We start from the raw sequence: 14,195 nt of genomic DNA, 5'->3' as shown, positions 1-14,195 counted from the left end.
ATTTCTGTCCCACTCTCTTGATTGATTCTTAATCAACGTTTACGTATTCTTTTGAAAGTTCAAGAACTTCTTCCATTGTTGAACATTCAGTCAGAGCACGGTTAGCGTATTCTTTCATCTTAGCTGTGTCCAATTTCTTCATCAAGCTACGTGTACGAAGTACTGAAGTAGCTGACATGGAGAACTCATCCAAGCCCATTCCGACAAGAAGCGGAACAGCTGTTTGGTCACCAGCCATTTCACCACACATCCCCGCCCATTTACCTTCAGCATGCGCCGCCTTGATCACGTTATTAATCAAACGAAGAATTGATGGGTTATATGGTTGGTAAAGGTATGAAACTTGTTCATTCATACGGTCAGCAGCCATTGTGTATTGGATAAGATCATTTGTACCAATTGAGAAGAAATCAACTTCTTTCGCGAATTGGTCTGCAAGCATAGCTGCAGCTGGAATTTCAATCATGATACCAACTTGGATATCATCTGCAACTGCAACACCTTCCGCAAGCAATTTAGCCTTTTCTTCTTCAAGGATACCTTTTGCAGTACGGAACTCTTTCAACAAAGCAACCATTGGGAACATGATCCGTAATTTACCGTGAACAGATGCACGAAGCAAAGCACGCAATTGTGTACGGAACATTTGATTACCCGTTTCAGAGATAGAAATACGCAAAGCACGGTAACCCAAGAATGGGTTCATTTCTTTAGGAAGATCGAAGTAAGGAAGTTCTTTATCCCCACCGATATCCATTGTACGAACGACAACAGGTTTACCGTTCATACCTTCAAGAACTGCTTTGTATGCTTCGTATTGATCATCTTCAGTTGGGAAGTCTTGAGAGTCCATGTACAAAAATTCTGTCCGATAAAGACCAACAGCTTCTGCACCATTTGCGTTGACCCCTTCAACATCTTTAGGAGTACCAATGTTAGCAGCCAATTCGAAGTGTTTGCCATCAGCTGTCACTGTTTGAGCATCTTTAAGGAGAGCCCATTCAGCTTTTTGTTTCGCATAAACTTCACCAGCTGCTTTGAACTCTGCAATTTGTTCTTCAGTTGGGTTGATGACCACTTCGCCAGTGATTCCAGATACAGCCAACACATCGCCGTCTTGTACCAAATCAGTAATATTGTTTGTACCAAGAACCGCTGCGATTTCGAGAGTACGAGCCATGATCGCTGAGTGACTGGTACGTCCACCAATGTTTGTCACAAAGGCTTTGACATACTTTTTGTTCAACTGAGCCGTATCAGATGGAGTCAAATCGTGTGCCACAACAATAGATTCTTCATCGATTGTTGCAGGATTCGGCAATTTTTTACCTAGCAAGCTAGCAAGGACACGTTTGGTAACGTCACGAATATCTGCCGCACGTTCTTGCATGTATGGATTGTCTTCCATCCCTTCAAAAATGGCGATAAACATATCAGTGACTTCTTTCAAGCCAGCTTCTGCGTTGATTTTTTTCGTACGAATGGTTTCTTTGATTTGGCCAACCATTTCAGGGTCAGCAAGAACCATCATATGCGCATCAAAAACTTGCGCTGCTTCTTCACCAAGGCTTGCTACTGCATTCTCCCGAATAAGAGAAAGCTCGTTTTGTGAAGCTTCAAGAGCTGCATCCAAACGAGCTTCTTCTGCACTTGTATCTTCGACTGAAACAGTCTCGAATGATAAGTCTGGTTGAATGAGCAAATATGCCTTAGCAACGGCAACACCATCAGATGCTGCGATTCCCTTAAGCATTTTTGTCATATTTAAGCCAATCCTTCTTTTGTCATTGTTTCTGAGATAGCAGCGATCGCATCATCTGCGTCTGCACCTTCAGCTGAGATCACAACATCTGCACCTTGACCAACACCAAGGCTCATAACACCCATGATTGATTTCAAGTTTACTGATTTACCTTTGTATTCAAGAGTGATATCTGAAGCGAATTTGCTAGCAGTTTGAACCAACAAAGTTGCTGGACGTGCGTGGATACCTGTTTCTGCCACAATGTGGAAATCTTTAGAAGCCATAATTGGACTCTCCTTTTTAAAAATAGTTTTGAGTTACCTTTTGATAACCCTTACAATTTGGTATTATATCATCTTTTGAAATTTTTTTCAAGATTTTTATCACTCACTTACAGAAAAAGCCTGCCAAAAATCGCAAGCCAGATACACTTTACTGAAATGAGCTTCAATGAATGAAAAAGTCATTGAATTTTCTACTATATTATAATCCAGTTATTTTCACTCTTTCTTTTCAAATAGTAAAAAGCTAGAAAACCACAGGATATTGATTCATCAAAAAATTATTCCTAATTAAAGATGCTTTAAAGCCTATTCCTATCCCTTTTTCAAGATTTTCCTACTTTTATCATACCACAACATATTGTGCTTTAAAAAGCCCTTTTTAGATCTTTGCACAATATTTAGTTAAAATGATTGACAAGTTGCTAGAATTTGTTTATACTGTTTACAGATTTATATTTCGATAGGAGAACGGAAAAAGAAATGGTAACCATTTACTCAAAAAATAATTGTGTACAATGCAAAATGACAAAGCGGTTTCTCGATAGCAACCATGTGGAATACCGTGAAATCAACTTGGATGAACAACCTGAATTCGTAGAGCACGTTAAGAGCCTTGGCTTCAATGCTGCTCCTGTTGTCCAAACACCAGATGATGTATTTTCAGGCTTTCAACCAGCTAAGCTGAAGAAACTTTCTTAATAAACACAGGATTTTGCTGAAATAGGGTCTAGCGTTAGCAACCTAACACTAGACTTTTTACTTGTAATTTAGGAATTAGAAAAGGATTATTATGGGATTAAAATCTCTTGAAGACGTGACGTATTTTCGTCTAAATAATGAAATCAACCGTCCGGTCAATGGCCAAATCATGCTTCATAAAGATAAGGAAGCCTTGGATGCCTTCTTTAAAGAAAATGTAGTGCCAAATACTTTGGCCTTTGATTCAATCACTGACAAGATTCAGTACCTTCTAGAGCATAATTACATTGAAAGAGCTTTTATCGAGAAGTACCGTCCAGAATTTTTGGAAGAATTGGCCCAATTTATCAAAGACCAACACTTCCAATTTAAGTCTTTCATGGCGGCTTATAAATTTTATAACCAGTACGCTTTGAAAACCAATGATGGGGATGCTTACCTTGAAAGCATGGAAGACCGAGTCTTCTTTAATGCTCTCTACTTCGCAGATGGAAATGAAGCCATTGCCAAAGATATCGCAAATGAAATCATCCACCAACGCTACCAGCCTGCTACACCTTCTTTCTTAAATGCAGGTCGTGCTCGTCGTGGTGAATTGGTTTCTTGTTTCTTAATTCAAGTAACAGATGATATGAACTCGATCGGACGTTCCATCAACTCTGCCCTGCAACTTTCTCGTATCGGCGGGGGTGTTGGGATTTCCCTCAGCAACCTTCGTGAAGGTGGTGCACCGATCAAGGGTTATGAAGGAGCTGCTTCCGGTGTCGTACCTGTCATGAAATTGTTCGAAGATAGCTTCTCATACTCTAACCAATTAGGTCAACGTCAAGGTGCCGGAGTTGTTTACCTCAACGTCTTCCATCCAGACATCATCGCTTTCCTTTCAACTAAGAAAGAAAATGCCGATGAAAAAGTTCGTGTCAAGACGCTCTCACTAGGTGTTGTCGTTCCAGACAAATTCTATGAATTAGCGCGTAAAAATGAAGAGATGTACCTCTTCAGCCCATACTCTGTCGAACGCGAATACGGTGTGCCGTTCAACTACATCGACATTACTGAAAAATATGACGAATTAGTAGCAAATCCGAATATCCGCAAGACCAAGATCAAGGCGCGTGATTTGGAAACTGAAATTTCTAAATTGCAACAAGAATCCGGTTATCCTTATGTCGTCAATATTGATACAGCCAACCGCGCAAATCCTGTTGATGGAAAAATCATCATGAGTAACTTGTGTTCTGAAATTCTCCAAGTTCAAGAACCAAGTTTGATTAACGATGCTCAAGAATTCCTTCAAATGGGGACAGACGTTTCTTGTAACCTTGGTTCAACCAACGTAGTCAACATGATGACGTCACCTGACTTTGGCCGTTCGATTCGTGCCATGGTGCGTGCTTTGACCTTCGTTACAGATAGCTCCCATATTGTCGCGGTCCCTACAATTGATCATGGTAATAAACAAGCCCACACCTTCGGCCTTGGAGCCATGGGACTTCACAGCTACCTTGCGCAACAATTGATTGAATATGGATCACCTGAGTCTGTTGAATTCACCAGCATCTACTTCATGCTCATGAATTACTGGACTCTCGTGGAATCAAACAACATCGCACGTGAACGGGGCCTTACCTTCCACAACTTTGAAAAATCAGACTATGCTAACGGCACTTACTTTGATAAGTATGTGACTGGAGAGTTTGTTCCAAAATCCGATCGTGTCAAAGAATTGTTCAAAGATATCTTTATTCCTAGCGCTGCTGACTGGGCTGAACTTCGTGATAAAGTAAAAGCAGATGGTCTTTACCACCAAAACCGCTTGGCAGTCGCACCAAATGGCTCTATCAGCTACATCAACGATGTGTCTGCTTCTATCCACCCCATCACACAACGGATCGAAGAACGCCAAGAAAAGAAAATTGGGAAGATCTACTACCCTGCAGCTGGTTTATCAACTGAAACCATTCCTTACTACACTTCTGCTTATGACATGGATATGCGTAAGGTGATTGATGTTTATGCGGCTGCAACTGAGCACGTAGACCAAGGACTTTCCCTCACACTCTTTATGCGCAGTGACATTCCAAAAGGTCTCTACGAATGGAAGAAAGAAAATAAACAAACGACACGTGACTTGTCTATCCTTCGCAACTATGCCTTTAATAAGGGAATCAAGTCCATCTACTACGTCCGTACCTTTACAGATGATGGTGGAGAAGTTGGTGCTAACCAATGTGAAAGCTGTGTCATCTAATCTGCTATCCTAGATAGCTCTCAAAAGTCGGTTCGCCGACTTTTTGTGCGATATTCTATCCATTTAGGGTAGAATCGTTACGATTGAACGAATTGAAAAAGAAAGTGATATCAAATGGAAACTTACTACAAAGCCATTAACTGGAATGCCATCGAAGATGTCATCGATAAATCCACTTGGGAAAAGCTGACGGAGCAATTTTGGCTCGATACTCGTATTCCGTTGTCAAACGACTTGGACGACTGGAGAAAGTTATCTCATAAAGAAAAAGACTTAGTTGGAAAAGTCTTTGGTGGATTGACTCTTCTAGATACCATGCAGTCTGAAACAGGTGTCAACGCCCTTCGCGCAGATATCCGTACCCCTCATGAAGAAGCGGTCTTTAATAACATCCAATTTATGGAATCTGTCCACGCTAAGTCCTACTCATCTATCTTTTCTACCTTGAACACCAAGGCTGAAATTGAGGACATCTTTGAGTGGACCAACACCAATCCATATCTTCAGAAAAAAGCTGAGATCGTCAACGAAATTTATCTCCATGGTACGCCACTTGAAAAGAAAGTAGCCAGCGTCTTTCTTGAAACCTTCCTCTTCTACTCTGGTTTCTTCACACCGCTCTACTATCTTGGAAACAACAAGTTAGCTAACGTAGCTGAAATTATCAAGTTGATCATTCGAGACGAATCTGTTCACGGAACATATATCGGCTACAAGTTCCAACTTGGATTTAACGAATTACCAGAAGACGAGCAAGAAAAACTCAAAGAATGGATGTATGACCTGCTCTATACCCTCTATGAAAATGAAGAAGGCTATACAGAGAGCCTCTATGACGGTGTGGGCTGGACAGAGGAGGTCAAGACCTTCCTTCGTTACAACGCCAATAAAGCCCTCATGAACCTGGGGCAAGATCCGCTTTTCCCTGACTCAGCAGATGATGTCAACCCAATCGTCATGAACGGAATCTCAACCGGAACATCCAACCACGACTTCTTCTCTCAAGTCGGAAATGGTTACCTTCTCGGTGAAGTAGAAGCCATGCAGGATGATGATTACAACTACGGATTGTAAGAAGAAAAACCTTTCCAGACGGAGAGGTTTTTTTATTGCAATTTTTTTCTGATTGGGGCCAATTCTTTTTTGAAAAAAGAGGTTGGACCAACACCCAACCTCTCTGATTCTTACAATTTACCTGCTACGGCATCCAACAATTCTTGGATTTTCGCTTGGTTGCTTCCTCCTGCCATGGCCATGTCTGGTTTACCACCACCACGTCCGTCGACGATTGGAGCTAATTCTTTAACCAAGTTACCTGCATGTACCTCTTTTGTCTTGCTGGCTACAAGGACATTGACCTTTTCACCAATGGCCGCGACAAGAACAAGGACATCAGAGTAATCTTTTTGCTTCCAGTTATCCCCGAAGGTACGAAGGGCACCTGCATCAGATACAGAAACTTGACTTGCAATGAAGCGGTGTCCGTTTGCTTCTTGAACATTCTTGAAGACATCACCTGCAGCTGCGGCTGCAGCTTTTTCCTTCAATTCTGCATTTTCTTTTTGAAGTTGTTTTACTTGTTCTTGGAGAGCTTCCACTTTATGAGGAACTTCCTTAAGTTGAGGAGCTTTCAAAGTAGCTGCAGCTACTTTAAGAGCATCTTCTTGTTGGCGATAAGCTTCAAAGGCTTCTTTACCGGTCACTGCCAAGATACGACGAGTTCCTGAACCGATCCCTTCTTCTTTGACAATCTTGAAGAGACCAATTTCAGAAGTATTGCCTACATGGGTACCACCACAGAGTTCCACTGAGTAGTCACCGATGGTGACAACACGGACATTTTTACCGTATTTTTCACCGAAGAGGGCCATTGCTCCCATTTCCTTAGCTGTATCAATATCGGTTTCAATTGTCTTGATTGCAATAGCTTCCCAGATTTTTTCATTGACTTGTTGTTCAATAGCACGTAATTCTTCGGGAGTTACGGCTTGGAAGTGGGTAAAGTCAAAGCGGAGGAATTCTACTTCGTTGAGAGATCCTGCTTGAGTCGCATGATTTCCGAGAATGTTATGAAGAGCTGCATGAAGCAAGTGAGTTGCTGTATGGTTCTTCATGACGCGGTGACGACGATTGGTATCAATAGCCAAGGTATATTCTTGGTTCAAGGAAAGTGGTGCCAATACTTCAACGGTATGGAGTGGTTGACCATTTGGTGCTTTTTGAACGTCTGTAACATTTGCTACGACATTCCCTGCAGTATCCAAGATTTGACCATGGTCCGCTACTTGTCCACCCATTTCAGCGTAGAAAGGAGTTTCAGCAAAGATGAGAGATGCAGTTCCTTCGGATACAGCTTCTACTTCTGTATTGTCCGCTACGATAGCTACCAACTTAGAAGACAATTGGCTAGCATTATAGTTAAAGTGACTTTCAACTGTAATGTTTTGAAGAGTTTCATTTTGCATGCCCATAGATCCACCTTTAACAGCTGATGCACGCGCACGTTCTTGTTGTTCCTTCATAGCTGCTTCAAAACCATTACGATCGATAGTCATACCAGCTTCTTCAGCAATTTCTTCTGTCAATTCAACTGGGAATCCATAAGTATCGTAAAGTTTGAAGACGTCTTGTCCATCGATAACAGATTGACCTTTGGCCTTCAAGTCAGCTACGATACCTTGAGCAAAGTGTTGACCTGAGTGAAGGGTACGAGCAAATGACTCTTCTTCGCTCTTAACAATTTTTTCAATAAAGTCACGTTTTTCAAGCACTTCTGGGTAATAGCTTTCCATGATTTTTCCAACAGTTGGAACCAATTTGTAAAGGAAAGGTTCGTTGATACCCAATTTTTGGCCATGCATAGAAGCACGACGGAGGAGACGACGAAGGACATAGCCACGTCCTTCATTTCCTGGAAGAGCCCCATCACCAATCGCAAATGAAAGAGAACGGATGTGGTCGGCAATGACCTTGAAGCTCATATTGTCGCCATCTGGATCGTAGGTTTTTCCAGACATCTTTTCCACTTCACGGATGATTGGCATGAAGAGGTCGGTTTCAAAGTTGGTCTTAGCCCCTTGAATCACGGCTACCAAACGTTCTAAACCTGCGCCCGTATCAATGTTCTTGTGTGGCAATTCCTTGTATTCACTACGAGGGACAGCAGGATCTGCGTTAAATTGGGACAAAACAATGTTCCAGATTTCGATGTAACGGTCATTTTCGATATCTTCTGCAAGAAGACGAATACCGATATGATCTGGGTCAAAAGCTTCTCCACGATCAAAGAAGATTTCAGTATCTGGTCCTGAAGGTCCCGCACCGATTTCCCAGAAGTTGTCTTCGATTGGGATCAAGTGACTTGGATCTACTCCAACAGCGATCCAACGGTTATATGAATCCTTGTCATCTGGATAATAAGTCATATAGAGTTTGTCTTTAGGAAAGTCAAACCATTCTGGACTTGTCAAGAGTTCAAAAGCCCATGTGATGGCTTCATCACGGAAATAATCACCGATAGAGAAGTTCCCCAACATTTCAAACATGGTATGGTGACGCGCAGTCTTCCCTACGTTTTCGATATCGTTGGTACGGATGGCTTTTTGAGCATTGGTAATCCGTGGATTTTCAGGTTTGATGGTTCCATCAAAGTATTTCTTGAGGGTTGCAACCCCTGAGTTAATCCATAAAAGGGTTGGATCGTTTACTGGAACCAAGCTAACAGATGGCTCTACAGAATGTCCCTTGCTTGCCCAGAAATCAAGCCACATTTGGCGAATTTGTGCACTAGATAGTTGTTTCATATTTTTCTCCTAATTCTAATTGGGTTAATTTGCGCCTGCTTCTAACATTTCGACATAATCGATGGCGACACAAAGTGAGATAACTAAATCAGCGTATTCATCCTCATAAACCGATACTTGGTAAGTTGAGGTAAGGTGAAAGAGTTCTTTGCTAATCTCAGCAACAATTTGATCCCGATCATCCAACAATTTGAAATCCAGGTCCCAGATATTTCCTTGAACCCGCAGTCCCAAATCTTCAATATCGTATTTGTCTCTCAAGATCGTAAACTTTTTAGTGATAAAAAAGCGATCCCCATTTTTCAAGCAAACCTCAAATTTTGAAAGAAGGGTGAATGGCTTTTTCGTGATCTGGCTGACTTCTTGCCCCTCCTTATCATAGATGGTAAAGGTTTTAGGAACTTTAAAAAAGGATCCCTCAACCTGGTATTCGACATTTCCTAACTCATCTTTGATATCGAAGCGTTCGCCACCCAATCGAAATTTTTGTTTCACTTGATAGGTTCTCATTTTCTATCTCCTTTGAAAAGGCGCTAACAGGCATGCATAAACAAAAGACAAGCCACCAAACGAAGGGCGAAAAACCGCGGTACCACCTTCATTCAATGAACTTGTCATTCTTCATTTTTTATTTCAATTGTATCAGTTGAGTAGCAAAATCATTTCTCTTCCATGGCTCGCACCCCCGCCACTTCTCTGTTTCCGATAACCAATGATTTATTCTCAACTATTTATTATACAGGTTCAATAAAGAACCGTCAACTATTTTTTAGAGGATGAAGAGCTGCTATCGCTCGTTTGGACACCGATATTTTGCAAATATTGGTTAAAGGTTGACTTGAAGGCATCATCTTTGACCTTGATATTGGCATCGGTCATCGCTTTGGCAATAATACTACGGATGAAGTTAGTATCTTGTTTACGACCTTCGACAATGATTTCTTTCAAGCGTTTTTCGTATTTCTTCCAATCAGAACCTTTTTCAGTCTTCTTGTTTAATTTCACAATATAGTAGCTAGCAGAATAGTTTTGGCCTGCTGAAACTGTGATCACATCTGAAATGCCGTTTTCATCCAACTTAAAGGCTGCTTCTTTGACTTGAGATGGGATATCTGCTGTTCCTGAATCAAACTTGACTTCGCCACCTTTGTCTTTTGTAGCAGTATCTGTTGAATTTTCTTTGGCGATTTGAGCAAAGTCTGCACCTTCAGCTTTAGCCGCTTCCAATACTTCTTTTGCTTTGTCTTCTGAATCCAATTTGATAATTTGAGCTGTTACTTCAGGTGTGTAAGATTCAAAGGCTGTCTTGTAGTCTGAATCCTTGAGATCCTTCTTCGCAGCTTGGTTGACTGCGTATTCCAACAACATATTGCTACGGATTTGTTTCTTGGCTGTTTCTTCCGTCAAGCCTTGTTGCGCCAAGTAAGCATCAAATTGGTTACCCAATTGTTTCTTTTGCTTGTCAAATTCTTTATTGACATCTTTATCAGAAACTTTTGATCCATATTCTTTTTCAAAGACCTTATTGATGGTCATTTGGAAAAGGACTTGTTGGGCTCCTTGATTTGATTTCATTTCATCATAGAAATCAGAAACTGTAATCGTGTCCCCTTTCATGGTCACGATATCTTTGTTTGTGCCATTGGCACATGCTGCTAGTGTTACGACTGATAGCAAGGTCACAGCACCTGCTACAAGTTTTTTCTTCATGAAATTTCTCCGTTCCTTTTTTAAACTTCTTCTATTTTACCACAAATTAGAGAGAATACCTTAAATTTACCTAAAATGAGCCAGGCTCTGGCAAGGTAACTGTCTCTGCATTTTTTCGGATCATTAAGATGCCGTCACCAAGCGGCACCAAGCTAGCGGTCAAATCTGGATGATTGAGAGTTGCATCAAAGAGGTTCTGCAGACCTCGATAGATGGTTCGTTGTCCACGACGGACTTCCATGATGTCTTTGGCAACATCTCCCCCTTGGAAAATATCATCTAGCACCACGATACCTCCAACTTCTAGAAGCTCTATGATCCGTGGCAAAAAGACGATGTATTTAGACTTGGCTGAGTCCATAAAGACAAAGTCATAGGTCTCTGTTAAATCCTGTAAGACATCCACCGCATCTCCCTCTAGCAAGGTGATTTGCTTTCTCTGATCGAATTTAGCCAGATTTTCCTTGGCAAAACCGATCATTTCCTCGTTTCGATCAATGGTGGTAATTTGCGCATTGGGGGCATTTTCCGCCATCAAGAGGGCCGAAAACCCAATAGCCGTCCCAATTTCAAGGATTTTCTTTGGTTGTAGGCTTTGCAGAAGTAATCGAAAGTAAGCGACCGTCTCCTGCGGAATGATGGGAATATTTTCCTTGCGCGCAAACTCTTCTAATTCCTTGAGGGCACCAGCTACCGGTTTTTGACGCTTCCGCATAAAGTCGACAATCTCATCCTTGACCACTGGCCGACGCATATTGTGGTTGGCATTTTTACTATAAGACTCCACCATCTTATGCAAGTCCTAATTTTTCTACGAGGGCTTCAAATTCATTTAGGCGACGTTCAAAGACCGCAAAAGCTGCGTCCAAATAGTCTTCTTTTTCCATATCCACACCTGCTTTACGGATGACATTAAGTGGATAATCAGAGTTCCCAGCTTTCAGGTAATTGATATATTTATCACGGTCTTCTTGGGTTCCATGAACGATTTTTTCAGCTAAAGCTGAAGCTGCCGCAAAACCAGTTGAATATTGGAAAACGTAGTAGTTATAGTAGAAATGAGGAATGCGAGCCCATTCATATTGGATCTCAGGGTTGTCTTCTTTTGAAAGACCATAGTATTTCTCATTGAGATCTGCATAAAGGTTGTTCAAGAACTCACTCGTCAAAACCGTTCCTTCTTGGTCAGCCTTATGAATCGCATGCTCAAATTCAGCAAACTGAGTTTGACGGAAGACGGTTCCACGGAAGCCATCTAAGAAATGGTTGAGGATGGCAAAACGGGTTTGATCATCTTCTACTTCTTCCAAGAGACGTTCTGTCAAGATATTTTCATTGGTCGTAGAGGCAATTTCAGCAAGGAAAATAGAGTAGTCCCCATAGACGTAGGGTTGATTTTCACGGGTATAGCTCGAATGCATACTGTGACCAGTTTCGTGCACCAAGGTAAAGAGATTATCCAGAGTATCTTGCCAGTTTAACAACATGAAGGCATTGGTATCATAAGAACCACCTGAATAGGCACCTGAGCGTTTCCCTTGGTTAACATGTACATCAATCCATCGTTCACTAAAGGCCCGTTTCACACGAGACAGATAATCCTCACCCAAAACAGCCAAGACTTCTTCCGCTTTTGCCAAGGATTCTTCATAGCTAAACTTGTAGTCTGTATCTGATAATGGGGTATACATATCATACATCTTCAAGTCAGAGATTCCAAGAATTTTAGAACGCAACTGAATATAACGTTGCAAGAGTGGCAAGTGTTTGTTGACTGCGGCTACCAAGCGTTCATAAACGCTTTCTGGCACAAAGTTTTCAGAAAGGGCTGCTTCACGAGCAGAAGAGAATTTGCGCACTTTGGCATTGAAGTTATGAACTTTTACATTGGTTTGTAAGGTCTTGGCATACGTGTGTTGATATTGTTTATAGACCTTATAGAGTCCTTCATAGGCTTCTTTACGGACCGCACGATCTTTTGATTCAACCAAAGAAATATAGTTTCCATGTGTTAATTGCACTTCTTCACCCTTGTCATCATGCACAGTTGGGAAAACAATATCCGCATTGTCTAGGATTTCAAAGGTTTCACCACCAGATGCAAAGATTTCTCCCGCTCCAGCAAGTAACTCTTCTTCTTTGTGAGACAAGACATGTTCTTTTTTCTCAAGTAAGCAATCAAAATAATGACCATATTGTTCCAAGGCTGGAACTTCATTTACAAAATCCTTGTACTGCTCATCCGTAATGGCCATGAATTCAGGCTCATAGAAGGCAAAGGTTTCCCCTAATAAACTATAGAGTGCCATCCCTTTTGATTGGTATTCTTGGTATTTTGCAACCCGTGTATCTTGGTCATTTTTCATATGGGCATAGACATAGACCTTCTCCAACCGGCGGCTCAATTCCAAATAAGCTTCAGTGGTCTCTAACAGATTTTGTGCCGAATCCAATAAATGACCAGCATAGTGGCTGGCTGCTTTCATATCCGCAGCTAAGCTACTTGCTTCATCTTCCCAAGCTTGATCTGTCGCAAAAATCGTCGACAAATCCCACTGGTATTTTTCATCAATTTCATTACGTTGTTTTACCATTTCAATTCATCCTCCAAAGTACTATTTTAGCATAAAAATAGTGTTTGGTGGGGAATTCCAACACAGAAAATTATCTTTTCTGCCACCTATAAAAGCAGGGAGAATAAAGAGTTTGAACCGGCTTGATTCCTTTCTCCTTGTAATAAGTGAGAAATTGCTGGTAATAATCTTTGAGATCACCCTCAATCTGAATCAAATGGTCTGAAACAATGGGACGACACATAGGATAAAAATAGTCTAGATCTTTCTCAAGTAAATGGTGTCCCTGCAAATAGAGTTGCTCCTGTAACTTCATCCACCTTGGCTGACGGTAGAATAGTTGCTGCCTTACGTAAGATAAAAAATGCTGATCCAGGTCTACTGGCAGTTGTTGCAAGGGCTGCTTTAGATATGGTGTCCGTAGCATTTCAAGCAAGGGCCCTTTCCCAAAAGGAAATACTTCTGTTTTATAATGCAGTCGTCCCCGTAAATCCTCATGAATGAGGTACTGCAACCGCACTTCTTTCTTTGCAAGATCCAATTCCCAAAGATGAAATCCACGATTTTGACTAAAATAAAGAAAGCCAGCTTGTAAGTTGCTCAGTCTTTCCTTGAGCCACAGCTTTTTTCCCAGCAACCAATAAACCTGATAGCCATGGGCTCGATATGCATCGCTTCTCTCTTTTAATCGTTCCAAAGATAAGGGACTACACTGCACCTCCAAAGCTAACTTCTTGTCCACAACCAAAAGATCCGCAATTTGCTGAAACTCTGGCAAATAATATTCGACTTCTGTTCTTGCTTCCTTGGATCCCCAGTCATAAAGACTGGCTTTTAATTCCAGGTGTTCCATGCTCTCAGCTTCATGATGGTAGGGACACTGTTGTAATTCTACATGGGCAAAATGAGCCCGTAACACTGAGCCGTTTTTCAACCGCACTTCACTCTGACAAGCTAAGCAATAAAAGGGCCCTGCTGCCACAGGTGGAATCTCCTCCATACAATTCCACCGCTCTTGATGTTTATCCATCGCTATAAACATTTCCTCACCTCCTCACTTATACCATTCGAAAAAAATAAGAAAAAGGCTGGGACAAAAGTCTTAGCCTCTCAATTATTTTTGGATTGTCG

At 41.4% G+C, this 14,195-nt stretch carries 11 protein-coding genes; 3 read left to right on the top strand and 8 right to left on the bottom strand.

All coding sequences use genetic code 11. The features are described from left to right. Nucleotides 1-28 precede the first annotated feature (28 nt). Together ptsP and BTU61_RS03160 are read right to left on the bottom strand one after the other, a co-directional pair. The gene (gene ptsP / locus BTU61_RS03165) at nucleotides 29-1,762 is read right to left on the bottom strand and encodes a phosphoenolpyruvate--protein phosphotransferase (protein WP_200772297.1); all 1,734 of its coding nucleotides are present in this window, start codon (nucleotides 1,760-1,762) and stop codon (nucleotides 29-31) included. Between the two features lie 2 nt (nucleotides 1,763-1,764). Continuing rightward, complete coding sequence (locus BTU61_RS03160) at nucleotides 1,765-2,028, bottom strand: phosphocarrier protein HPr (RefSeq protein WP_003006411.1); 264 nt, start codon at nucleotides 2,026-2,028, stop codon at nucleotides 1,765-1,767. Nucleotides 2,029-2,508: 480 nt separating this feature from the next. On the opposite strand from BTU61_RS03160, the gene nrdH reads away from it, so the two are divergent. The 3 genes from nrdH (at nucleotide 2,509) to nrdF (ending at nucleotide 6,052) form a co-directional block, all read left to right on the top strand. Further along, nucleotides 2,509-2,727, top strand: a complete 219-nt coding sequence (nrdH, locus tag BTU61_RS03155) for a glutaredoxin-like protein NrdH (protein WP_187539327.1) — start codon at nucleotides 2,509-2,511, stop codon at nucleotides 2,725-2,727. A gap of 91 nt (nucleotides 2,728-2,818) precedes the next feature. Further along, the gene (gene nrdE / locus BTU61_RS03150) at nucleotides 2,819-4,978 is read left to right on the top strand and encodes a class 1b ribonucleoside-diphosphate reductase subunit alpha (protein ID WP_200772296.1); all 2,160 of its coding nucleotides are present in this window, start codon (nucleotides 2,819-2,821) and stop codon (nucleotides 4,976-4,978) included. A gap of 114 nt (nucleotides 4,979-5,092) precedes the next feature. Then, nucleotides 5,093-6,052 carry a class 1b ribonucleoside-diphosphate reductase subunit beta gene (gene nrdF, locus BTU61_RS03145; RefSeq protein WP_187539331.1) on the top strand — a complete coding sequence of 320 codons (960 nt, stop codon included), beginning with the start codon at nucleotides 5,093-5,095 and terminating at the stop codon, nucleotides 6,050-6,052. A 110-nt stretch (nucleotides 6,053-6,162) separates the two neighbouring features. Here nrdF and alaS read toward each other — a convergent pair whose 3' ends face one another. From alaS to BTU61_RS03115, 6 genes are all read right to left on the bottom strand, one after another. Continuing rightward, entirely contained in the window at nucleotides 6,163-8,781 is a 2,619-nt protein-coding gene (gene alaS, locus BTU61_RS03140) for an alanine--tRNA ligase (RefSeq protein ID WP_200772295.1), read from the bottom strand. 24 nt (nucleotides 8,782-8,805) lie between these two features. After that, nucleotides 8,806-9,291, bottom strand: coding sequence for an LURP-one-related/scramblase family protein (locus BTU61_RS03135; RefSeq protein WP_200772294.1), 486 nt, complete (start codon nucleotides 9,289-9,291; stop codon nucleotides 8,806-8,808). Between the two features lie 252 nt (nucleotides 9,292-9,543). Continuing rightward, on the bottom strand, nucleotides 9,544-10,491 hold the full coding sequence (gene prsA, locus BTU61_RS03130) for a peptidylprolyl isomerase PrsA (RefSeq protein WP_200772293.1): 948 nt from the start codon (nucleotides 10,489-10,491) through the stop codon (nucleotides 9,544-9,546). A 70-nt stretch (nucleotides 10,492-10,561) separates the two neighbouring features. Continuing rightward, nucleotides 10,562-11,281 (bottom strand): O-methyltransferase, encoded by a 720-nt coding sequence (locus BTU61_RS03125; RefSeq protein WP_200772292.1) that lies wholly within the window; start codon nucleotides 11,279-11,281, stop codon nucleotides 10,562-10,564. Nucleotide 11,282: 1 nt separating this feature from the next. Next, nucleotides 11,283-13,085 (bottom strand): oligoendopeptidase F, encoded by a 1,803-nt coding sequence (pepF, locus tag BTU61_RS03120; RefSeq protein WP_200772291.1) that lies wholly within the window; start codon nucleotides 13,083-13,085, stop codon nucleotides 11,283-11,285. A gap of 70 nt (nucleotides 13,086-13,155) precedes the next feature. Then, nucleotides 13,156-14,106: a competence protein CoiA gene (locus tag BTU61_RS03115; RefSeq protein ID WP_200772290.1), complete on the bottom strand. Its 951-nt coding sequence runs from the start codon at nucleotides 14,104-14,106 to the stop codon at nucleotides 13,156-13,158. Nucleotides 14,107-14,195 lie beyond the last annotated feature (89 nt).

The organism is Streptococcus lactarius (genome assembly GCF_016642265.1).
In the GTDB taxonomy this organism is placed as follows: Bacteria; Bacillota; Bacilli; order Lactobacillales; family Streptococcaceae; genus Streptococcus; species Streptococcus lactarius.
This window is presented reverse-complemented; position numbering and strand designations above follow the sequence as displayed.